The following is a 21,841-nucleotide window of genomic DNA, read 5'->3' as shown; positions in this document are numbered from 1 at the left end:
CGCGTGCGATAGTCACCCCAACCAAACTGCACAAAAACCTGGTCATTTTCGCCTGCAAGGACATCTCGCAGTAACATCAGAGTCCACGTTGGCGAACGCCGTCGACGATTGAGTCACCAACAATGCAGAATCCCACATTCGGGTCCGAGCTCCTCCGCCAGAGCATGGCCGGCACCGACGCGATGTCGTCGTGCCTCACACACATGTCGGTAATTGGCTCCCGGACAGCCTCTTTCGCCAGGTGGCCGGAGTGGGCGCCCCCAGAATTGGTGACCGCATTCGTCGATTCCGGAATCGACGAACCGTGGACACATCAAGTGTCCGCCGCCGATCTCGCTTATCGCGGAAATCATGTCGCGCTCTGCACGGGAACTGCTTCCGGAAAATCCATGGCGTACCAGCTACCCATATTGACCACGCTGTCGAAGGATCCGAATTCGACAGCGCTCTATCTTTCGCCGACAAAGGCGCTGGGTGCAGATCAGATCCGTTCGGTGAGTTCGTTACTCGCCGGACATCAGGCGTTCACGCATCTACAACCGTGCGCCTACGACGGTGACACCGATGTGGAGATCCGGCAGTGGGCACGCGCCCACTCGCGGTGGATCTTCACCAATCCGGACATGCTGCACATCGGCATCCTCTCCGGGCATGCCCGCTGGCGGCACTTCTTCCGCCATCTCCGCTACATCGTGATCGACGAATGTCACCACTACCGGGGCGTCTTCGGCTCGAACACGGCCCTGGTGTTGCGGCGTCTGCTCCGGGTCGCGCGGTCGGCGGGCGGGAATCCGGTGGTGATCGGCACCAGTGCCACGATGGCCGAACCGGCAGAAGCCTTGACCCGCTTGATCGGCGAGCCGGCGATCGCCGTCACCGAGGACGGATCGCCCCGCGGCGAGCGCACGGTCGCACTGTGGGAGCCCGACTTCTTGCCCGCTGTCACCGGTGAGAACGGCGCACCGGTACGTCGTTCGGCCGGTGCCGAATCCGCCCGACTGCTGGCCGATTTCGTGGTGGAGGGAGCGCGGACGCTCTGTTTTCAGCGCAGTCGTCGCGGTGTGGAGCTGACCGCACGCCAAGCACGTCATCTGCTGTCGCAGACCGCGCCGGAGTTGGTCGATCGGGTCGCGGCGTATCGCGCCGGCTATCTCGCCGACGACCGTCGCCGTCTGGAGAAGGCGATCACCGACGGAGATCTCGTCGGTGTGGCGACCACCAACGCTCTCGAACTCGGCGTGGACATCAGCGGTCTCGACGCGGTCATCGTGGGCGGCTACCCCGGTACCGTGGCCTCCTTCTGGCAGCAGGCCGGCCGGGCCGGTCGACAACGCACGTCGGGGGATTCGCTCGTGGTGCTCGTCGCCCGTGACGACCCGCTCGACACCTACCTCGTGAACCATCCGGAGGCGTTGCTCGGGCGCCCGATCGAGGCGACGGTGACCGATCCGACGAATCCGTACATTCTGACTCCACACCTGTTGTGCGCGGCCGCCGAACTACCGCTGCAGGACAGTGAGATCGAGGCGTGGGAAGCCGTCGACGCGGTTGCGGGGCTCGCTGCCGACGGGATGCTCAAGCGCCGCAAGGCCGGCTGGTACGTGGCGGCGGGCGTCGAGCCACACGCCGACATCGACATCCGCGGCGGCATCGGTGGCCAGGTGCTGATCGTGGACACCAGCAGTTCCCAGCTGTTGGGTACCGTCGACTCGGGCCGCGCCATGTCGACCGTTCACCCCGGTGCGTTGCACATCCATCAGGGTGAGTCCTACGTCGTCGATGAGCTCGATCTGACCGACGGTCTCGCGCTGGCACATCCGGAAGAACCCGACTGGACAACCTCGGCGCGGGAGACCACCGACGTCACGATCACCGACGTCGTCGCGCGCCGAACCTGTGGTCCGCTGACCGTCGCACTGGTCGCGGTGGACGTGACTCATCAGGTGGTCGGCTACCTGCGCACACTCTTGTCGGGCGAGGTGCTCGACTCGGTGGAACTCGACATGCCGCCACAGACGCTGAGCACCCGTGCGGTGATGTACACGCTGACACCGGAAGCGCTGGAGGAGGCCGGGATCGAGGTCGGCCGGTTCCCCGGAGCACTGCATGCCGCCGAGCACGCCGCGATCGGGCTCCTGCCCCTCGTCGCGTCCTGCGATCGCTGGGACATCGGCGGGCTGTCGACCAATCAGCACCCCGACACCGGCCTACCGACCGTCTTCGTCTACGACGGTTACATGGGTGGCGCGGGCTTCGCCGACCGCGGATACGCGGCGTTCGATACCTGGATCGTCGCCACACGTGATGCCGTCGCGAGCTGCCGGTGCGAGAGCGGATGCCCGTCATGCGTGCAATCGCCGAAGTGTGGGAACGGCAACGACCCGCTCGACAAGGACGGTGCTGTCACGGTGCTGACGCTGCTGAGTCGGGAATACTCGACAGATGACTGACGACAGTTCCGACGGGCGCCGTGATCCGGCTTACGCGATCACGTCGTCGCGGTCCGCGTACTTTCTGCTGGCCCGACCGACCGAGCACGTCGACGAACTGCCCGCCACCATCGGCGAACGCGACGTGTTCTTCACCGAGGACGCGGCACTCGACGCACTCGACGTCCATTACGCCTGGTGCGCCGCCCAACACGGCGGCCACCACTCCGCGGTCGTGGCGGGCGCCCACTGGTATCTGCAGAGCGCGACCATCGGCTCCCAGGTGGCCGCGGGGCTCGGTGAGGTCTTCCTCGCGACCGCCGCAAACGATCCGGGTCGCCCGCTGGCAGTCGCAGGCGGGTTTCTCACCGAGGGCGAGCTGATCCACTGGACCTCATTCGTCCGGGCAGCGATGCCATACATGGCCGTCCCGTCGACCACGACGTTCGAGCTCGTCTATCGCGGTGACGAATCCGTCGACTTCGACCGCATCACCTTCGCGCCGTCCCATTCCCGACGGGTGTACCCGAAGCGGATCGTCGTGAGCGACGACGACGCCTGACGGCCGCTTCACTCGCCTCCCGCTCGATAAGCGGCCACCACCGGTTCGAGCTCGGTGGGTGTGGCGCCGTGCATGATCAGCGCGTCGGCGCCGTATCCGAACTCGTCGCGGATCCGGGCGGCGCATTGCTCCGGTGACCCCGTCGCCGCGGGTTCGAGCCATTCGGCGGGCAGGAGCGTCGCGATGTGCTCGATCTGTTCCGCGCTCGCCTTGTGATCGATTCCGCCGGCGATCGACTGCACCACCGAATCGTCCCGAAAGCGCTGCAGCACGGCCGGATCCCAATCATTGGTCCTCACCAACAGGTCGCCGTAGCCCTGTAGGTACGTGGCCAGCCGCGCCACCGTCTTCTTCAATCGCAACTCTTCGGGCAGATGATCCCCGACGGTGGCGAAGCACGACCAGACGCGCACACTGTCCGGGTCACGGCCCGCCTGCTCGGCCGCCTGCTTGACCGTTTTCACACTGCGCTGCAACGTTTCCGGAGTGAAAAAAGTGTGCAGGATGACGTCGTCGAACTCGCGGCCACCGAGGGCGAGAGTCTGCGGACCGAAGGCCACCAGCGCCAGCCGAATGTCCTCGTCGAAGTCCGAGTCCAGGTACAGCAGATCGTATTTCCCGATGGGACCCTCGTGGTTGAAGATGAGCTCGCCATGCCACAGTCGCCGCATCACCTGCGCGAAATCCTCCATCTGCGCCGTGGTGACGGCAGGCACGCCGAACGCCTGGTACATGGCAGCGATACCACGACCGAGCCCGAGCGTGAACCGACCGCCGGAGAGGCGGTGCATGGTGGTCGCCCACGACGCGGTGATGAGCGGATGGCGAGTGTTGTGATTGGTTGCCGCCGTGGCGATCTGCATGCGATCACTGACCGCACATGCGGCGCCGACCAGTGACGAGGCCTCCTTGACGTTCCAGCGTTCGGAGATGAAGGCCGTCCCCAGCCCGAGCGCCTCACCGTCGCGCGTCTCGTCCATCAGGGTGGCCGGTCCCTCGCCGCCGGCGCCGGCCAACAGGTAGTAGCCCAGTTCGTCCAGTACGCGCGGATCACTCACGCCAGCCCCCTCCGATGCAGTTCTCGACACTGCATCACAAGTTACGCCCTCGCCACGGACGAACGAGCCGGTTTACGCCGGACATCCACCCCGGCGCGACCGCAACCTACCGAACAGTAATATGACCTCAACATCCCTTCTGACGAAGCGAGCCCATGGTTGACCACGCCGCTCACCTGCATGGACGTGACGAGATCATGTCCGCGATCGGCGCTTTCGTCACGGCGCGGACGGGCGGGTCGGCGCTCATCGTGGGCGCGGACGGATCGGGCAAGAGCAGCCTCGTGCGGGTCGCCGAATCGCTGGCCGACAACGCCGGGATCGCCGTGGTCAGGGTCAGCGCCGATTCCCGGACCGGGCCGTCGCCGGTCCTGCGCTGCATCGTCGACGCCACCGACGGGGCCTTCGACGAGCTCGATCCCCCTCGCCGACGCGTCCTGCAGATCGCACTCGGCGATACGGAGGGCGTACGCCCGTCACCGTTGGTCCTATCGGCCGCGCTGCTCGACCTCATCCGTCGGCGGACGCGTCGTGGTCCCCTGCTGATCACGGTCGACGACGCCCACCTCATCGATCGCGACGGCGCCGAGATCCTGGCCTCCGTCACGCGACGACTACGCGCCGAGCCGGTCGCTCTCCTGGCAGCGGCACCGGCGGGTGAGGGTGTGTTCGCCGAGCGGTTCGTCGACCACACCTGGCGCCTGCCCCCGCTGTCCGCCCCTGCCGCACACCAGTTGTTGCGCGACCGACTCCCGATGCTGTCCGGCGCGGCGCGATCGCATGTCGTCGAGACGACCCCCGGCAATCCGCGCACCCTCATCGAACAAGGAACGGCCGAACTCTCGCGTCAGGACGCGGCAGTCGCACACACCCGCACCCAACCCAACGGTCTCCGGGACACCGCCACCACCACTGATCATCATGGTGTCGCACGCCTTCTCGACGGCGTCGCGGTCCGGGCGATGCGGCGCGGTGATGCCCGCGCCGCCTCATTCGTGCTCGAGCGCGCCGTCGACATGTCGGCCGATCCCTCGTCGCGCGCACGACGGCTGGCGGCCGCTGCATGTCTCACCGCCGACGTCACCGGAGACCTGCCCGCCCTCGGACGCCTCCTCGACCAGGCACTGCGCGCGGACCCCGGCGCGGCGCACTCGTTGGAGGCCGTCATCGCCGCATCGTATGTGGCACTTCGTGGTAGCGACGGGATCGCCGACGTCCACCGACGACTCGTGCAGGCCATCGGAGATCGCAGGGACGAGATCGGACACTGGGTGTTCGAGGAGGCCCTGTGGGCGTTGTATCTGTTGTGCTGGTTCGGCAATCAACGCGAACACTGGCACGACTTCCGCGCCGTGGTCGAGGCCGACATCGCCCGGGCGCCCTCCTGGGCGGTACTCGCCGCACGGTTGGAGTCCCGCTCCACATTCGACGACGCTGACCTCGATGCCCAGGCCGACCGGTTGATCGAGAACCTGGCCTTCACGACGGATCCGTCCGCGGTGGTGCGGATCGCCTTCGTCACCCGCGGCCGTGACCGTCGCTTCTGGTGGCGCAGCGCCTTGCAGCGATTGTGGGCCGATGAGGACAGCCCGTTCGCCTCGGTCATCTATGCGGGCGCCATGCTCGCCGCCGACGGCCTGAGTTCCGGAAACTGGAAGGCCGTCGACCAGATAACCCATCGCGCATTGAAACTCTGTGCGACACAAGATTATCGGATGTACGCCGAATCCTGGCTCCGTCATTCGCAGGCATTGCTCGCCGCATATCGCGGCGAGCAACAGGTAGCGCAATCGACCGTGATCGGCCTTCAGGAGTGGGCCGATGACCGCGGCGCCGCGGCACTGTATTGGCGGGCCCTGCACTGTCGCGCCGTGATCGCACTCGGCGCAGGTCAGGCACGTCGGGCCCATCGGCTCCTGCGCATGATTCCCGGCACCGACGGTTTCGGTGCGGTGATCGCCTTCGATGACCGCACCGCCCTGGACTTCGCGGAGGCGGCCGTGCTGGCCGGCACGCCCGACGACATCGAGTCGATCCGGACCATCGTCGCTGTGCATCCCGTGGACGATCGTCCCGCAGCAGATCGTCGAACATTGCTGTACGCGGGTGCGCTCGCCATCATCTCCGACGACGACCGGTATTACGAACGCGCAGTTTCCATCCCGGAGGCCGACCGATGGCCGTTCGACCTCGCGCGTATCCAGCTGAGCCGTGGACGATTCCTGCGGGCTCAGGGAGCCACCGCGCAGGCGCGCACGGCCCTCCGCGCCGCCGCCGTGACATTCCGCTACCTCGGCGCGGAACCATGGCTCGCCCAGACACATGCCGAACTGGGACGTCTGGGGACATTCGACGAGGGACACCGACTCGTGCACAACGACTCTCAGGTCAGCCCGATCGGACGCCGGGTCGCCGAGCTTGCCGCCACCGGGCTGTCCAACCGTCAGATCGGCGCCGTCCTGCACATGTCTCCGAGCACCGTCGGCTCACACCTGTCCCGCGTCTATGCGGCGATCGGCGTCCATTCCCGTGCCGGACTACGAGATTCGCTCCGATCCGACAGCATCGTCGCGCTGCCCGGGGCTCGGCACGCGTAGCGCGTCGCGCAGACCGCCGCGGGAGGCCACGCCCAACTTGGCGTACACCCGGTGGAGATGGTTGCCGACGGTGCGATGGGAGATCGCGAGTCGCTCGCCGATCTTCTTGTTGCTCATACCTTGGGCTGCCAGCTCCGCGATATGCCGTTCCTGCGGCGTCAGCGACCGAGCCATCACGTCGGTCACCAACACTCGGCCGGCCCCGAGGCCGCGAGTTCCGTTCGTGCCCGGGCCGACCACGGTCGGGCCTCGAGGTCGTCGAATGTCGTGAGCGCCTCGGTGAGCAGAGGCCGGGACGCCACCGCCTCGTGATGACGGCGCAGGTGTGCGCCGAACATGAGTTGGGCTCGGGCGTGGTCGAATCGCCAGGTAGCGGCGCCCGGGACCGACAGCGCCTGCCGGTAGAGCATGCGGGCGTTCTCATCGTCGGCGACCAGCGCACGGGCCACCAGGTGGATCATGGCCATCCGCGGCGACAACCGTCCGTACTCGATGCGATCCATCGCATCGACATGTGCGCGTGCAAGATCAGGTCTCCGCAGCCGAACCGCGGCATCCACCACGTCGAGGGCCACCGAGATCGCCATCCACGCGTGTGCGGTGAACTCGCCGACCGGGTTGATCGACGTGGCATGCGCCAGTACCCCTTCGGCATCTCCACGTCCTGCCGCCGCAATCGTCTCCACATGTTCGACGCATGCGATGACCGTGGTCGCCCGACGCGGAATTGCCCAGGCCGCCATCGCATCGGTGAGGGTCGCCGTCGACGCTTGGTCTCCCCGCGCCGCCGCGAGCCACGCCATCTCGTAGTCGGCGGCCCAGAGCAGCAGGTTGTAGTCACCCCCGTTGGCCAGCCGTCGCGCACGGTCGACGGCGTCGATGCAGACTTGCCACGCTCCACGGTGGCGCGCATCGCGTGCGATCATGAGCAACGCCCAGATCGCGGGGAGGATCGGACCGCGATGTTCGCCTGCATCGACAATTCGGTCGAGTGCGTCGCCGCAGTCGGGAAGTCGGTCGAAGGTCACCGCCATCTCGGCGATCTGGATGACCTGAACCGGGTCCGTTTCGGCGTGCACCCCGCCGATCAGCTCGTCGACCTCACGCAACGTCGTCGCCGTGGTGCGCGCGGGATCGAGCGAGGTTCGGCTCGCGAGGTCGGTGACGATCGGGGGCCGTGGCGTCAGCCGATCAAGAGCCCGGTAGTACGCCGGCCACAACTCCCCCCGGCCACCGAGCCAACAGACCCAACGCAATTCACCGATCGCCTCGATCAGCGCCTCGTCGGTCGGGTCCGTGCGGTGAGCGTATCCGTCGATCGCACGCGAGAGGATCTGGTGCGCCATGTCGATGTCGCCGTCATGACCGCTGGCGATCACGGTCGCCGCTGCGGCCGCGGCGGTCAGCGACTGGGTGAACCCCGGGTCGACGCCGCGGATCTCGTCGATCAGCCCGAGCGCCACGGACGGATCGGTCCCGGCCGCGATATACGCGGCGCGCGCGAGCCTTCGGACGCGGTCGATCGGTGCCGGAGTCAACGCCGCGGCACGTGTGAGAAGGGTGAGCGCACCCGTCCAGTCCCCCTCCTGGAAGGTGGCCTCTGCCGATCGTTCGAGGTCCGAGGCGAGCGATTCGTCGGGGCCATCCGGTGTGCCGCGGTCCAGTGGGCTCACCTCGCGGATGTCGACGGCGAGCAGCCTTCCGAGCCGACGGTGCGCATTCGTCCTCTCCTGCGGCGTCGAGTCGGCGAGCAACGCGGGCCCGAACAGCGGATGCGACAGGCTGATCCGGGCGTCCACACCGGGCCCGGAGATGACCAGCACGCCGGCATCGACGGCGTCGGTGATGGCGCGGGTCGCCAACCCGTCACCGAGCGCCACGACGAGGTCGCCCAGCACTGCGGTCGGCTGGAGAACGTGCAGGAGGAGAAGAAGCCGGGCCTCGGCGCCGAGCATGACGATCCGCGGGGCGAACGCATCCCGCAGTCGATGAGTCAGCGGGAGGACCTGCGGCAGCGGCCTGTCACCCGACAGTTGGTCGGCAGCCAGAGCCGAGGTCAGTTCCACGAGCGCAAGCGGGTTGCCCTGTGCCTCGGCCAGGAGCCTCGTTCGCACCACCGGCGAGAGCGTCGGGCACAGCGCGTCGAGGAGGGTTGCCGCTACGATCTCGTCGAGCGGTCCGATCCGCATCGTCCCGCTGCTCGCGGCTGCCCGGTACCGCGAGGCCGTGATGATGGCGACCCGGGGGAGTTCGAGATCGACCAGGCCGTCGATGATCGCGTGACTTGCCGCATCGGCCCAGTGCAGGTCGTCCACGACGATCAGGACCGGCGCCTCGTCGGCAAGTTCGCCTATCAGGCTCGTCGTGGCTCGGAGCACGGTGGCGACGTCGGGGATCGCGCCGTCGTGGAGGCCGAGCGCCACGCGCAAGGTCGCAACCCAGCTCTGACCGATCGCATCCGGGCGGTCGACGACGGGAAGCAGCAACTCCTGCAGGGTGGCGAAATCGATGCCGGTCTCGAACTCGACACCGCTCGCGCGCAACACGCACAATCGCCGTGAGTCGCCGAGGACGGCTGCGGTGGTGAGGATCTCGGTCTTCCCGATCCCGGGTTCCCCGACGACGGCGAGCGATCCGCTCGCGCCGCCGACGATGGTGGTCAACACCTCGCGGATGTGGGCCACGACGTCCGCGCGTCCGACGAGCCTGCGTGAGTCGCCGCGGCAATCCGTGTCGACATCATCTGCGGACAACTCGTCGGTCTCCCTCGGCCATGGCCATGCTGACCTGGCCTTCGGTGACTGAACGCTAATTCACCCCGAACGCCCAGGTCAACATCGTCCGAGGTATGGGAGAGAGTCGGCCCCGCCGACCATGTCGGCCGGCGGGGCGGAGTCTCCCGCTGTGCGGTGCTGCCTACGCGGCCGCGGTCGAGCTGCTCGAGTCGCTCGCCGACGAATCGGTCGATGACGAATCGGTGGACGACGAACCGGTGGAATCGCTGGACGACGAATCCGACGATCCGGCCGATCCGTCGGCAGCCGATCCGTCGGCATCAGTGGCCGAACCCGATGACTCCGACGACGCGGCCGACTCGGTAGAGGTCTCGGCCGCGCCGGAGTCACCGGCGGAGGCATCTGCTGAGGTTGCATCCGTCGTGGGTGCGTCCGTCGTGGTCGAATCCGTCGTGGTCGAATCCGTGGCGTCCGCCGTGCCTGCCGATTCCGCGGAACCCGTGTCCGACGACTCGGATTCAGTGCTGTCCGTGGATGTTCCGGCAGTGCTGTGATCGACCTCTGCGGCATCGACGGTGGACTCTGTAGTCGACGCGGACGCTGCCGTCTCGCTGTCGGTCGAGGCGCCGTGGGTCGAGTCGCTGTCGGCCGCGGATCGCAGTCCGGCGAGGGATGCGTTGGCCGGCGGCGTGATCCCGTACAGGATGCTCTGCTGGATGCCCTGCAGCGATGCCAGGGTGCCCGGCATGATCAGTCCACCGTCCGCGGCCACGCCACCATTGCCCAGCAGTCCTCCGCCGTAGATGGTGATGCCCGGGATGTCGAGCCCGATGAGCGGCCCGAGGTTGGGGCCGTATCCGCCGTTGAGCAGGCCGTCGAGCATCACCGCAGGCGCCTTGGCGAGTGCGTCGACGATCTCGGTTGCGCCCCCACCACTCTGGGCCGCGTCGATGACGCCCTGGATCGCGGCTCCCATGGCACCGACTCCGCCGTAGACGGGCCCGATGACGGCAAGCCCGGCGTTGAGCGCGATGTTCGGCAACTGCTCGTTGATGACCCGGGCGAGGTTTTCGGCCGGCGCAGCGAGCGCCTGCTGGATGGCGGGGACGAGATCACCCGTCACCGGGTTGATCGCGGCGAAGATGGGGACGATCACCGCGGTCAGGGCATTGTTGAGCGCAGTCGCGACGTCGCCGCCCTGCAGCGCGGTCGAGGCCGCCTCCAGCAGACCGGGAACATCGTCGTTCAACGACGTGGCGAACGCCGAGCCTGCCGACTGCAGACCGCTGATCAGGGCCTGCCCGCCGGCGGACTGGTTCTCGAGGATCTGACGCAGGATCGGGAGCGCACCCCTGGCCTCCGCGGTTGTCGCGATGCTCTCCAAGTTGGTGATCGCATGCTCGACGGCCTCTTGATAGGCCGCGAACGAACTCAACTGGACGTTGGGCGAGATGACGCTCTGGGCCGGTGCCCCGAGGTCATCCGTCAGCGACGGCGCACCGGACATGGCGAACGGGGTGGCGGCGATCGCGGTCGCGCTGACCAGCGACACTCCGGCCAGCAGGTATGGGCGCAGCTGTGGGCGACTGAGGACGTGCAATGTAGCTCTCCTTGACAACAGAAACGAACCGACACATGTCGGACGATCTCGAAGTCTGGACCGCGGTCCGCATCGCGACGGCAGAAATCCGAAACAGTGTGGACAAATGACTCATGCTCCGGTCTGCGGGACGAGGCCGGCGTCCTCATTCCACCGGTCCGGCCCTTGCGAGCGCACTTGCCCGGTGGACGCCGAACGGTCCGAGTTCGACCGGAACAGCGACGGTGACCAGCACGTCTGCACCTTCGGTCTCGCACCGGTCGATCTCGGCGCCCACGTCCTGGGCCTCGGCGATCAGACGCGCGGCGGCACAGGGGTCCGGCTCCGCGGCCACGTGCTGCTGCGCCGCCGCAAGCGCCGCGAGATCGGCGGCCGACTGCGCGCGATGTCGCGCGACCACCGCCGCGCCGACGTAGAGCAGCGTGACCGCCGTCGCCGCGATCGCCGCGATCGCGAACGCTGCGGCGACGGTCGCGAAGCCGCGATCGTCACGCAACACTGCGATCACGGCGAGGACTCCTCGACCGACGTGTTGTCGGTGGGCTCCTTCGCCGCGACCGCCCTGGCCGACACCGAGACCATCGGCAGGAGCGGTAGTGAGGACCGCACGACGGCCTCCACCCGGGTGGACGTACCCGTGATCGCGACGTGCGCGTCGCGCCCGACTACCCGGGTGGCGACCTCCCGCGCAGTCGAGTCGCCCGCCGCCGCGAGCCGGGCGGCCTCGCGTGCCGCGTCGGTGCACCGGATCTGCACCGTCGCGCCGACCACGGCCCCGACCCCGAGGATCACGGTGGCCACGATCGCCGCGATGGCATACGCACCCTCGACGGTGACCATGCCACCCTCGTCGCGCAGCCACCGATCCCGTAACCGATTCCCGATCCACCTGATCGTGACGGCCGGCGTCGTCACCACCTCAACCCACCGAGGTGTTCAGGGCCTTGCCGATGATGCCGGTGAGAGCGCTGACGATGTTGTCGCCCGTGACGACCGTGTAGAGGATCGCCCCGAATGCTGCGGCCGCGATGGTCCCGATCGCGTACTCGGCCGTGCTCATCCCCTCGTCGTCGGTTACGACCCGCCACACCTCGGCCTGCAGTCGGGCGATGGGGTTGCGAAAGATTCTGTCGGACATGATCTTCTGAGCCTCCTGAGCCACGCACCTTGCGTGTCACATAGTTGGACGCAGCGACGTCCGATTCGGATCCGCGATTCGGCAGAAGCCTTGGCGTCAGCCACCCAGGACCGATCCGGCGAGGCCGACGACCACCGGCACGATTCCGAGACAGACGAAGGCCGGCAGGAAGCACAGGCCCAGCGGACCGCTGATCGCGACGCCGGCGCGTTCGGCCGCGGCCAACGCATCGTCGTGCGCCTCCCGACGCGTGCTGTCGGCCAGTTCGGCCAGGCCACCCGACAGCGACGATCCGGACCGTGCCGAACGGCGCGCCAGCGTCGCCAGAGCCTCGAAGCGGTCGCCATCGCTGTTCTTGTCCTTGGGTTTCCGGCCACCTGCACCGGAACCATCGAATCGTCGCCAGGCGTGCTCTGGATCTGCGCCCAGTCCCAGGAGTTCGGCCGCCGACGCCAACGGTATGGCGAGCCCCGGTGGTGCGGAACGAGAGACCACGGCCGCCGCCGCGGCGATCGGCATCCCGGCCCGCAGACATACGGAGAAGAGATCGAAGGACGCCGCGACGGCGAACGGGTCGTCGGGTGCGGGACGCTTCGCTGTGGACTCACCCTCGCCCGGCCCTGACGCCGGATCGACCACCCGGTGCAGTACCCACCCTGGTGACGGCCATACCCAGAGCGCCATACCCGCCACCGCGATCGCACACATCGCGCCGACGCTCATCGGTTGATGCTCATCGGTTGACGCTCATCGATTGATCACCCGGTCGGTGATCCGCTCCGACCACACCAACCCGGCCACCGACAACGTGGTCCCGACGATCAGCAGCACACCGCCGATCCCGCCTCCGAGAAGCACCCCGGTGGGATGGGCGCCCATCAGTTCACCCAGCAGGATCCCGACGATCGGCAACCCGGCGAGCACCGCGGCAGTGGCACGCGGGCCGGCGAGGCCTGCGCGCGTCCGGGTGGCGAACTGCCTGCGTGCCAGCAGGTCGGACCGGACCGACTCCACCATCTCGATCATCGGGAGGCCATGCCGGTCGGCGGTCTGCCATGCGATCCCCACCCGACGCCACGAGAGCTGATCGTCGGCCTCGACGTCCGGCATCACCTCTCCGCCGAGTTCGGCACGGCCCGCCATCATCGTGAGGCCCTCGGCGACCGGCGAACTCGGGTGAGCAGCGCCGAGTTCGCGCGCTGCGGCCGCACACGCCAGCGCGGGCGGGGCTCCCACAGACAGCTCCGCCGTCATCACCGACAACGCCAGCAGCAGATCTGAGGTCTCCCGTTCCCGCTCCCGGACCCGTTGTGTGCGGCGCCATCGCCACATCGCCGTCGCCGACAGCAACGTGACGGCGACCGCCGCGTGGAATCCGACAGTCACGATGGCCGCCACCGGGGCGCCACATGCGACGCACACGCGCCACGGAACTGTGTGCGCCCGCGTCGACGACCCCGGTGTGAGTGCGGCGATCCGATACTGGGGGTGGGTCGACGGCCACCAGAGCACCGCGACGGCCGACGCCATGATGATCGCGATCATGTGTGTGACCGGGCCCGCACCAACGCATCGAAGTCGCACATCTCGTCGGTGAAACCGTGGGCGCGCATCCACACCGGCCGGGTACGTACGAACCCGTCACGGTCGCGCGACACCAGCGCGATCTCGGTGAGACCGCGCGAGCCACCAGGTGTTCGGGCGACGCCCAACACGACGTGCACCGCGGCAGCGAGCTGACTGTGCAGCGCGTCGCGGGACATGCCGCCGAGCGCCGCCAGCGCTTCCATTCTCGCCGGGACCTCCGACGTCGAATTGGCATGCAGGGTGCCCGAACATCCCTCGTGCCCGGTGTTCAGCGCCGTCAGCAGGTCGATCACCTCCGCGCCGCGGACCTCGCCCACCACTATCCGGTCCGGTCGCATCCGGAGAGCCTGCCGTACCAGTGTTCGCACCGGGACCTCCCCGGCCCCTTCCACATTCGGTGTGCGGGCGACGAGACGCACGATGTGCGGGTGTGGCGGATCGAGCTCGAGTGCGTCCTCGACGCACAGAATCCGGTCGGACTCGTCCATCTCTCCGATCAGCGATCCGAGAAGTGTGGTCTTGCCGGATCCGGTACCGCCGACGATGAGGAACGCGAGTCGGGCGCGCAGCATGGCGCGCAACGGTTCCACGGCCTCGGCCGGGATGGCGCCGAGCTCTACGAGTTCATCGAAGTTCCTGGTCGCGGTGTGCAGTATGCGCAGCGAGATGCATGTTCCGTCGGTCGCCACCGGCGGGATCACCGCATGCAGTCGGACAGCATGGCCACGACGACCGAGATCCGCGAGCTGGCCGTCGACCCAGGGTTGCGCGTCGTCGAGTCGCTTACCCGCGCTGAGTGCCAGCCGGCTGGCGAGTCGGCGGACCGCCGCTTCGTCGTCGAACCGGATATCGGTGCGCTGCAAACCGTTTCCGCGATCGACCCAGACCCGTCCGGCGCCGACGACCAGGATGTCCGCGACGTCGGGTTCGGCGAGCAGATGCTCCAGCTTGCCCGCGCCGATCAACTCGGTCTGCAGGAACCTCAGGGCAGCAAGCAGATCCGTGTCGCCGAGCATGCCGCGTGACTCCGAGCGGATCGCGTCGGCGATGACTTCGGCCGTCGGCTCGGCGGACTGGGCGGCAAGACGGTCACGCACACGGTCGAGAAGTGCGTCGTGCGGACCGTTCACGCCACGAGCCGTTCGCCGACAGCAACCTTGCGGTACACCGCACGGGCCGCACGGCCGAGCGGGCTACGCGATGGAACCCGCAATCTCCCGGACTCCATCCGGCCCGGCAGCCCCGGATCGGATCGGTATGCGGTGAGCAACGGGAGTCCGACGGCGGTCGCCACCTCCGCGGCGCGCAGCCCGCTCGGGGCCGGGCCCCGGACCGCCGACATCGCCGCGATCCCACGCTCGTCCAGCCACGCTGCGACGGTCCGCGACGCCGCCACCCCATGCACACCTGCCGAGGTGACGAGCACGACGAGATCGACGGAATCGAGAACGGCATCGCTGACCACGCCTGCCGTGCGGGGCAGGTCCACGACCACGGTGTCGCCGTTCACCCGACCGGCATCCATCGTCGCGATGACGGCGTCCACGCTGATCGGCAGCCGACTCTCACGGCGGGGCGCGAGCACCGACAGCCGGTCGTTCACCTGCGGCAACGCACTGTGCAGCGACCGCGCTCGCACGGCGCCGCCTTCCAGCGTCAGGTCCTGCCAGCGAAGCCCCGCGCGATCCTCGATACCGAGCGTCAGATCGATCCCCGCACCGAATTCGTCGACGTCGAAGAGCAATACGCGCGCGGAGTCCTCGGCCGCGACCAGGGCCACTGCCGCCGCCAGCGTCGTCGCACCCGCTCCTCCGTGCCCACCGACGACGGCGACCGCACCCGCCGGATTGGCCTGCGGCGCCCGTAGATCGGTGAGCAACCCGACGAGGATGGATTCCTCGGACGGCAACGTCAACGCCCGATCCGCCCCGAGACGCATCGCGCACCGCCAGATGTCCTCCGCCGGTTCATGATCGGTGACCACAACCACGCCTGCACGACGCGGTGGGCCCAGTTCGGCGAGTACACGCGTGGCGCTGACATCGGCGACCACGGCATCCGCACGCGGCCACTCCCGACGGCAGTGGTCGGGGTCGGCGCGCAGCATCCGGTATCCCGCTGCGGCCGCACATCGGGCGACGTCGTCGGCGAGGTCGGGGCCCACCAGGACGAGGAGCTGATCGGTCATGTACCGATCCTGGTGTGTCATCCGCCCGCGACGACGACGTCGGTGGCGCAACGGCCCGATCTGTGGAATGAGCCGAAAGTGTGGATGAGCGGTTTGCTACCCGGTGAACGGTGGCACGAACTCACATGGCACGCGGACGGGATGCTGCGGGTCGAGTGCGTTGAGCACCATGAAGGCCGCTCGTCGCGAGCCGGCAATGGCGAGGTGGTCGCTGTGATCGGCTGAGCAGGTGTCCTGGACGACGATGTTGCGGACGTTCTCGCCGGCGCGCCCCGGGACCTGACCGCTGGTGTACGGCACGACCAGTTCGTCGTAGCGGGTGGAGATGTTCGTGTAGTCGATGCCCTTGACGTACGGGCTCCCGCCCCGCCAGATCGCCTTGTTCAAGGGTGAGCCGGCGCCCATCTGCGCGCATGCGGCGCAGATGGGAACGTCCGCGCCCCGCAACAGCTGTTGCGTGATCGCGGTGGTGCCGCCGAACGATCCGCGCCACAACGGCGCCAACGAGATGTATTTGGTTACCTTGCGCGCACCGCCCAGATCCTTCAGGTAATAGGTGGGCATGTAGGTGCCCTGAGAATGCCCGACGATGTCGACGGTCTCGGCATCGGTAGCGGCCAGCACCTTGTCGATGAATCGGGACAGCTCCGCGGCGCTCCCCTCGATGCGACCCATCCCCCGATCGCCGACACCGGCCAGGGCGTTCCTGGCAGCGCACCGTACGTGAGTGCGAACACGCAGTACCCACGATTGGCCAGCATCGCCACGTAGGTGCCCCAATTGGTCTGCTGCGACCCTCCGGTGCCGTGGACGAGCACCACCGGACGCGGATGGCGCGCAGTGGGTTTGCAGGAGAAGTCGTTGGAACCCGGGAGGGAACCTCCCGGATGGGCGAGTTCGGCCGGGATACCGGAGAAGAAGTTGTATGTCTCCGGCAGGGGCGCGCGCGGCGCCGCCTGAGCCTCCCCACCTACGCCCATCACCAGCGCCATCACGGATGCGAGGACCGAAGCCAGCAACCCCACCCGCATGTTCCGACCTGTCGACATACCCACTCCCCCGTTCGGCTGACATCCGACCAGAACCTAGCAACTGCTTGGTCAAGCGTCCCAGTTTTCGGAAAACCGCCGCATACGCGGGAGAAAGGCTGACGAGCCAGGAGGAAACCGACCCCAGACAGAGGACGACCCCGGCCAGGGGGGAGGAGGCCGGGGTCATCGCGTTTCAGCCCCGGGGGGTCGGGCTGAAAGGCACCGGTATTAACCGGTTATGGCCGACTATACACACGAGATTTCGAAGTGTGCAACCACGATGACAACCGATCCGAGGTCACATTTTTATATCGCTGCCTGGGCATTCACGATGCAATCACGTTGCAATCGGGGCTATCGCCGACAGTGTGTCAGACCATATGCTGGCGACGTGACGGACACCTCACCGAAGGCGACCGGGTCGACACCTTCGGTACCACGTCTGACCGACCGATCCCGCGTGGCGGCATTCTTCGATCTCGACAAGACGGTCATCGCGAAGTCGAGCGCGTTGGCGTTCTCGCGACCGTTCTTCGATGAGGGGTTGATCAATCGGCGATCGGTACTCAAGTCGAGTTACGCCCAGTTCCTGTTTCTCGTGACCGCGGCCGACCACGACCAAGTGGAAAACCTGCGACGCCACGTGACCGACATGTGCCGCGGGTGGGATGTGGAACAGGTGCGGTCCATCGTCAACGAGACCCTCCACGACATCGTGAACCCGTTGGTCTTCGCGGAGGCCGCCGAACTGATCGCAAGTCATCAGGCGCGCGGACACGACGTCGTCCTGATCTCGGCATCCGGGCGGGAGATGGTCGAACCGATCGGCGATCTCCTCGGGGTCGACCACGTGGCGGCCAGTGAGATGAAAGTCGTCGACGGTCATTACACCGGCGATCTCGAATTCTATTGCTACGGAGAGAACAAGGCTGCTGCGATGGTCGCGCTCGCCGAGGACCGCGGCTACGACCTCGCCGAGTGTCACGCGTACTCCGACTCCATCACCGACCTCCCGATGCTCAACGCGGTCGGCCATCCCGTCGCGGTGAATCCGGACCGGCAACTGCGCAAGCAGGCGGCCGATCGAGACTGGCCGGTCCTGGGGTTCAATCGTCCGGTGCCGCTTCGGCGACGCATCCCCGCGCCGTCCTCCCGGATGGCCGCCGCAGTGGCGCTCGGCGCCGGCGTGGCCGCCGTGAGCGGCCTCGGGATGCACTCGCTGCTGCATCGACGGCACCACCGACGGCCCGCCTGAGACTCCCATGAACACCACTGAACGTTGGTGCGAAAGACCCTTGATGTGACTGCGGTCACGGTGTACAAAAGGGGTTACGGAATCTCGGAAGGCAAAGTCCGATCCGGAAGAGAAGGAGCGGACCCCCACGCCGAGCGCTTCCCAGCACGGGCGGCAAGCACCCACGCGGAGCACGCCGCAATAAGGCAAAAGCGTTGTGCGCCTGCGACATCGTAGGCTGGCAAGGGCAAGCCGATGGCCATCAACGGGCCGTATGCGGGAACATGAGGAGTTCCCCGTCGAGCCGGACGAATCGATCCGATCGGAACGGACCATTTGGTCTGCGAGACGGAACGAATCGATCCGAAGACGCTCGATCCGATTGCACGGCACCGTCATTCGTAAATGGTTCACATCGGGGCGTACCGACCAGTACCGCGGTCACTCGCCGAGGCGATCCACACAACCCACCGAGCACGCTTGGTAACTTGGGTCCGTGCTATGCGGGCGGCAACCCGGCCGGTTCTCCACCGGCCGAGCGGCCGCCCGCATTGTATTGTCCGGGCAGTCTCTCGAGAAACCTTTGGCGACTCATGGTTTCGCGGATCGCGAGCGGACCCGGCTCAGCCTGCGCGCGCCGCATCGGCGATCGAGCGGGCCTCTCCGGCGCCGGCTTCCAGCGCCTCGCAGCACAAGACGATCCATTCGCCCACACCGCTCGGGTCTCCGTCGGCGAACCGCGCCGACAACGAGCGGTAGTCGTCGAGACGGCGCAGCCACGTCACCTCCGGCACACCGAGGTTGTGTGGGTCCAGGCCCGACGCGGTGCAGACCAACCGGGAGGCCGCCCGCGCGACCACACCGTTCGCGGTCGGGAATGCACCGACACCCAACAACTCGCCGTGGACCACTGCCGCGAGTACCGGCGCCGGGACCGTCGTGGCACCGGTGACCAACTGACCGAGCAGATCGAGGCGGCCGGCCACCCCGGCTTGCGCACTCGGGCGGCCCAGATCGTCGGGGTCGGTGACGAGGTCGGCGGCCGCGAGCATGTGCAGTCGGGCGAACGCCTGCGCGGGCGCTCGCCGGAAGACGCCGGTGAGCTGATCGAGTGCGTCGCCGTCGAGGGACTGGGCCACCCTCATCGCACCGGCCAGCACCGGATCGTCGAAGTCACCATCACGCCGCAGTTCCACACTCCCGCCGTCGATGGCCGCCGAGGAACGTCCGGCACGCCAGGACGCCTCGGTCGCGGTCTTGTCCCAACCGCGCAGATTCGCCGGATGACGGTGCACGGCACTCAGGGCGTCCCGCGCCCGGTCGGCGGCGTCGCGCACGCCGGGCAGATCGAGCAGCGGCGCGAGCGGATCGGAGGTCACGTCTCCACACGATAGTGACCGGCGGTCCCGCGTGGTTCGGCCGGTGACGACGATCGGCCCCCTGCACCACTCGTCGTGTCCATGGGACCATTCGTCGCGGAACTGCGAGTGCCGGCCGACGGCCCCTGCAACCGCGTTCCAACGTGACTACCCTCACAATGAGTAAGCGGCATGCATGCACGTCACGCCGTATGTGTCCTCGACAGTGAAAGGTCGCCTCACCGATGACTCCCGCCACCACTTCGTCCGCCCAGGGGTACCCGCCGTCCGACGATTTCGTCGCGCAGGCCAACGCCGGCGCGGAACTCTATGATCGGGCCGACGCGGATCGTCTGGAGTTCTGGGCCGAGCAGGCTCGGCGCCTTGACTGGGCCAAGGATTTCGATCAGGTCCTCGACTGGTCGGATGCCCCGTTCGCGAAGTGGTTCGTCGGCGGAAAACTCAACGTCGCCTACAACTGCGTGGACCGCCACGTCGCTGCGGGCAAGGGCGATCGGGTCGCGATCCACTGGGTCGGCGAGCCCGGTGACACCCGCGACCTCACCTACAGCCAGCTGCAGGACGAGGTGTCCAAGGCCGCCAACTACTTCGCCTCGATCGGCCTGGTCGCCGGCGACCGCGTGGCCATCTACATGCCGATGGTCCCCGAGGCCATCGTCTCGATGCTGGCCTGCGCGCGACTGGGTCTGACCCACTCGGTGGTGTTCGCCGGGTTCTCGTCGGGCGCACTGCGTTCGCGCGTCGACGACGCGGAGGCGAAGCTCGTCATCACCACCGACGGTCAATACCGCCGCGGCAACCCGGCACCGCTCAAGGCCGCCGTCGACGAGGCGCTGGGCAGCGGCGACGACGCCGCCCGCTCGGTGGAGAAGGTCCTGGTGGTGCGCCGCACCAACCACGACCCCGATCTGCCGTGGGTCGACGGCCGTGACGTGTGGTGGGACGACACCGTCGGCGAGCAGTCCAGCACCCACGAGCCGGAGGCCTTCGACGCCGAACACCCGCTGTTCCTGCTCTACACATCGGGCACCACCGGCAAGCCCAAGGGCATCGTGCACTCCTCCGGCGGCTACCTCACCCAGGCCTCGTACACCTTCCACTACGTGTTCGATCACAAGGAAGGCCGTGACGTCTTCTGGTGCGGTGCCGACATCGGCTGGGTCACCGGGCACTCCTACCTCGTCTACGGACCGCTCTCCAACGGCGCGACCGAGGTTGTCTACGAGGGAACACCCAACTCCCCCAACGAACATCGCCACTTCGAGATCATCGAGCGCTACGGCGTGACGATCTACTACATCGCGCCGACCCTGATCCGCACCTTCATGAAGTGGGGCCGTGAGATCCCCGACGCGCACGACCTGAGCTCGGTGCGACTGCTCGGCAGCGTCGGTGAACCGATCAACCCGGAGGCGTGGAAGTGGTACCGCGAGGTCATCGGCGGCGACAAGGCACCCATCGTCGACACCTGGTGGCAGACCGAGACCGGCGCCATCATGATCTCTCCGCTACCGGGCGTGACCTCCACCAAACCCGGTTCGGCAATGGCACCGCTGCCCGGCATCTCGGCGAACATCGTCGACGACCAGGGCCGGCCGGTCGGCGCCGGTGAGCAGGGGTACCTCGTCCTCGACCAGCCGTGGCCGGCGATGCTGCGCGGTATCTGGGGCGACGACGAACGCTTCCGCGAGACGTACTGGTCGCGCTTTGCCGAGCAGGGCTGGTACTTCGCCGGAGACGGCGCCCGCTACGACGACGACCACGCCCTGTGGGTCCTCGGCCGCGTCGACGACGTGATGAACATCTCCGGCCATCGCATCTCCACCGCCGAGGTCGAAAGCGCGCTGGTCGGGCACTCCGGAGTCGCCGAGGCCGCGGTCATCGGCGCCGCCGACGAGACCACCGGACAAGGCATCGTCGCCTTCGTCATCCTGCGCGAAGGCATCGAGAACACCGGTGACGCGCTCGTCGCCGAACTCCGCGAACAAGTGGCCGTCGAGATCTCCCCGATCGCCAAACCCCGCGAGATCAACGTCGTGCCCGAACTGCCCAAGACCCGCTCGGGCAAGATCATGCGGCGCCTCCTCAAAGACGTCGCCGAAGGCCGTGAACTCGGCGACACCTCCACCCTGGTGGACCCCTCCGTCTTCGAGAACATCCGCGCACGAAAGGCCTGATCTCGACGTCGCGAGCGACCCACCTGCTCCCCGGGGAGCGAGCATCCCCCGTCCCCGGGGAGCGCGAGCGCAGCGAGCGTCACGAAGGGGCGGTGTTGACCTTGACACGGTGCCAAGGTCTTCACT

At 67.6% G+C, this 21,841-nt stretch carries 18 protein-coding genes and 1 pseudogene; 5 read left to right on the top strand and 14 right to left on the bottom strand.

The features are described from left to right. Window positions 1–122 precede the first annotated feature (122 nt). Entirely contained in the window at window positions 123–2,450 is a 2,328-nt protein-coding gene (locus GTV32_RS17910) for a DEAD/DEAH box helicase (protein ID WP_161061463.1), read from the top strand. Continuing rightward, a complete protein-coding gene (locus GTV32_RS17905) occupies window positions 2,443–2,991 on the top strand; it encodes a hypothetical protein (RefSeq protein WP_161061462.1) in 549 nt (182 codons plus the stop codon). Before GTV32_RS17910 ends, GTV32_RS17905 begins: the two co-directional genes overlap by 8 nt. An 8-nt stretch (window positions 2,992–2,999) precedes the next feature. Here GTV32_RS17905 and GTV32_RS17900 read toward each other — a convergent pair whose 3' ends face one another. Beyond that, on the bottom strand, window positions 3,000–4,049 hold the full coding sequence (locus GTV32_RS17900; RefSeq protein WP_161061461.1) for a TIGR03857 family LLM class F420-dependent oxidoreductase: 1,050 nt from the start codon (window positions 4,047–4,049) through the stop codon (window positions 3,000–3,002). A 155-nt stretch (window positions 4,050–4,204) separates the two neighbouring features. On the opposite strand from GTV32_RS17900, the gene GTV32_RS17895 reads away from it, so the two are divergent. Next, on the top strand, window positions 4,205–6,646 hold the full coding sequence (locus tag GTV32_RS17895) for a LuxR family transcriptional regulator (protein ID WP_161061460.1): 2,442 nt from the start codon (window positions 4,205–4,207) through the stop codon (window positions 6,644–6,646). On the opposite strand, the gene GTV32_RS17890 is transcribed toward GTV32_RS17895, so the two are convergent. From GTV32_RS17890 to GTV32_RS24140, 12 genes and pseudogenes are all read right to left on the bottom strand, one after another. Next, window positions 6,587–6,832, bottom strand: coding sequence for a helix-turn-helix transcriptional regulator (locus GTV32_RS17890; protein ID WP_161061459.1), 246 nt, complete (start codon window positions 6,830–6,832; stop codon window positions 6,587–6,589). The genes GTV32_RS17895 and GTV32_RS17890 overlap by 60 nt on opposite strands. Continuing rightward, window positions 6,829–9,399, bottom strand: a complete 2,571-nt coding sequence (locus tag GTV32_RS17885) for an AAA family ATPase (RefSeq protein WP_161061458.1) — start codon at window positions 9,397–9,399, stop codon at window positions 6,829–6,831. The genes GTV32_RS17890 and GTV32_RS17885 overlap by 4 nt, the downstream gene beginning before the upstream one ends. A gap of 163 nt (window positions 9,400–9,562) precedes the next feature. Further along, on the bottom strand, window positions 9,563–10,981 hold the full coding sequence (locus tag GTV32_RS17880; RefSeq protein ID WP_161061457.1) for a hypothetical protein: 1,419 nt from the start codon (window positions 10,979–10,981) through the stop codon (window positions 9,563–9,565). Window positions 10,982–11,126: 145 nt separating this feature from the next. Then, window positions 11,127–11,489 (bottom strand): Rv3654c family TadE-like protein, encoded by a 363-nt coding sequence (locus GTV32_RS17875; protein ID WP_161061456.1) that lies wholly within the window; start codon window positions 11,487–11,489, stop codon window positions 11,127–11,129. Beyond that, window positions 11,486–11,821 (bottom strand): TadE family type IV pilus minor pilin, encoded by a 336-nt coding sequence (locus GTV32_RS17870; protein ID WP_161062607.1) that lies wholly within the window; start codon window positions 11,819–11,821, stop codon window positions 11,486–11,488. Before GTV32_RS17870 ends, GTV32_RS17875 begins: the two co-directional genes overlap by 4 nt. A gap of 79 nt (window positions 11,822–11,900) precedes the next feature. Further along, window positions 11,901–12,119 carry a DUF4244 domain-containing protein gene (locus GTV32_RS17865; protein WP_161061455.1) on the bottom strand — a complete coding sequence of 73 codons (219 nt, stop codon included), beginning with the start codon at window positions 12,117–12,119 and terminating at the stop codon, window positions 11,901–11,903. Between the two features lie 96 nt (window positions 12,120–12,215). Then, window positions 12,216–12,842 carry a type II secretion system F family protein gene (locus tag GTV32_RS17860; RefSeq protein ID WP_237421579.1) on the bottom strand — a complete coding sequence of 209 codons (627 nt, stop codon included), beginning with the start codon at window positions 12,840–12,842 and terminating at the stop codon, window positions 12,216–12,218. A 24-nt stretch (window positions 12,843–12,866) separates the two neighbouring features. Next, window positions 12,867–13,664 carry a type II secretion system protein F gene (locus GTV32_RS17855; protein WP_161061454.1) on the bottom strand — a complete coding sequence of 266 codons (798 nt, stop codon included), beginning with the start codon at window positions 13,662–13,664 and terminating at the stop codon, window positions 12,867–12,869. Continuing rightward, window positions 13,661–14,836, bottom strand: coding sequence for a TadA family conjugal transfer-associated ATPase (locus GTV32_RS17850; protein ID WP_161061453.1), 1,176 nt, complete (start codon window positions 14,834–14,836; stop codon window positions 13,661–13,663). The genes GTV32_RS17855 and GTV32_RS17850 overlap by 4 nt, the downstream gene beginning before the upstream one ends. After that, on the bottom strand, window positions 14,833–15,894 hold the full coding sequence (gene ssd, locus GTV32_RS17845; protein ID WP_161061452.1) for a septum site-determining protein Ssd: 1,062 nt from the start codon (window positions 15,892–15,894) through the stop codon (window positions 14,833–14,835). Before ssd ends, GTV32_RS17850 begins: the two co-directional genes overlap by 4 nt. Before the next feature lie 96 nt (window positions 15,895–15,990). Continuing rightward, complete coding sequence (locus GTV32_RS17840) at window positions 15,991–16,674, bottom strand: hypothetical protein (protein ID WP_343287373.1); 684 nt, start codon at window positions 16,672–16,674, stop codon at window positions 15,991–15,993. After that, window positions 16,662–16,874, bottom strand: a pseudogene (locus GTV32_RS24140) (lipase); the annotation flags it as partial. The gene GTV32_RS17840 and the pseudogene GTV32_RS24140, both read right to left, overlap by 13 nt. A gap of 493 nt (window positions 16,875–17,367) precedes the next feature. Between GTV32_RS24140 and GTV32_RS17835 the strand changes: the two are divergent. Continuing rightward, window positions 17,368–18,180: an HAD-IB family hydrolase gene (locus tag GTV32_RS17835; RefSeq protein ID WP_237421929.1), complete on the top strand. Its 813-nt coding sequence runs from the start codon at window positions 17,368–17,370 to the stop codon at window positions 18,178–18,180. A gap of 602 nt (window positions 18,181–18,782) precedes the next feature. Here GTV32_RS17835 and GTV32_RS17830 read toward each other — a convergent pair. After that, entirely contained in the window at window positions 18,783–19,538 is a 756-nt protein-coding gene (locus GTV32_RS17830; RefSeq protein WP_161061450.1) for an oxidoreductase, read from the bottom strand. Window positions 19,539–19,762: 224 nt separating this feature from the next. Here GTV32_RS17830 and acs point away from each other — a divergent pair, with 224 nt between their 5' ends. Next, on the top strand, window positions 19,763–21,715 hold the full coding sequence (acs, locus tag GTV32_RS17825) for an acetate--CoA ligase (protein WP_161061449.1): 1,953 nt from the start codon (window positions 19,763–19,765) through the stop codon (window positions 21,713–21,715). Window positions 21,716–21,841 lie beyond the last annotated feature (126 nt).

Origin of the sequence: Gordonia sp. SID5947 (genome assembly GCF_009862785.1) — a bacterium.
Classification (GTDB): Bacteria; Actinomycetota; Actinomycetes; order Mycobacteriales; family Mycobacteriaceae; genus Gordonia.
Note: the sequence above shows the minus strand (reverse complement) of the source record. Positions and strands in the feature narration are given on the sequence as shown.

Bases quoted from the DNA above. Each gene is read 5' to 3' on its own strand.
- GTV32_RS17870 (WP_161062607.1), bottom strand. From the start codon at position 11,821: ATGGTCACCGTCGAGGGTGCGTATGCCATCGCGGCGATCGTGGCCACC.
- GTV32_RS17905 (WP_161061462.1), top strand. From the start codon at position 2,443: ATGACTGACGACAGTTCCGACGGGCGCCGTGATCCGGCTTACGCGATC.
- ssd (WP_161061452.1), bottom strand. From the start codon at position 15,894: ATGACCGATCAGCTCCTCGTCCTGGTGGGCCCCGACCTCGCCGACGAC.
- GTV32_RS17860 (WP_237421579.1), bottom strand. From the start codon at position 12,842: ATGAGCGTCGGCGCGATGTGTGCGATCGCGGTGGCGGGTATGGCGCTC.
- GTV32_RS17910 (WP_161061463.1), top strand. From the start codon at position 123: ATGCAGAATCCCACATTCGGGTCCGAGCTCCTCCGCCAGAGCATGGCC.
- GTV32_RS17865 (WP_161061455.1), bottom strand. From the start codon at position 12,119: ATGTCCGACAGAATCTTTCGCAACCCCATCGCCCGACTGCAGGCCGAG.
- GTV32_RS17895 (WP_161061460.1), top strand. From the start codon at position 4,205: ATGGTTGACCACGCCGCTCACCTGCATGGACGTGACGAGATCATGTCC.
- acs (WP_161061449.1), top strand. From the start codon at position 19,763: ATGACTCCCGCCACCACTTCGTCCGCCCAGGGGTACCCGCCGTCCGAC.
- GTV32_RS17855 (WP_161061454.1), bottom strand. From the start codon at position 13,664: ATGATCGCGATCATCATGGCGTCGGCCGTCGCGGTGCTCTGGTGGCCG.